Annotated in this window: 1 protein-coding gene; it reads right to left on the bottom strand. The window is 45.8% G+C overall.

Annotation, left to right across the window (positions count from 1 at the left end):
• On the bottom strand, positions 1-145 hold a 145-nt coding region (locus AACW06_RS21155), incomplete at its 3' end, for a transposase (RefSeq protein ID WP_443263879.1).
• Positions 146-253 lie beyond the last annotated feature (108 nt).

The raw sequence follows: 253 nt of genomic DNA, 5'->3' as shown, positions 1-253 counted from the left end.
TCTCGATCTCAACGCCAGGTAAACTTCGCAGTAACTTTGGCATAATCTTTCGTAGGTAGCTGCACATACCAGGATTCAGGATTTTCCGACGGTACTTAGTCACCCAAACTATGTGATATTTAGTGTAGTAGATACCCCCGTGCATGCACGGGGTACTTACTGTTACAACTCCATGCGGAGTTGGCCAGAATCCTTTTCGCCCTGGTGTCTAACGTAATTCGCTATAATTTGTTCATTCACGCCTACGCTACTG

The sequence above is a fragment of the Vibrio sp. S12_S33 genome, from assembly GCF_963889785.1.
Lineage (GTDB): Bacteria > Pseudomonadota > Gammaproteobacteria > Enterobacterales > Vibrionaceae > Vibrio > Vibrio aestuarianus.
Note: the sequence above shows the minus strand (reverse complement) of the source record. Positions and strands in the feature narration are given on the sequence as shown.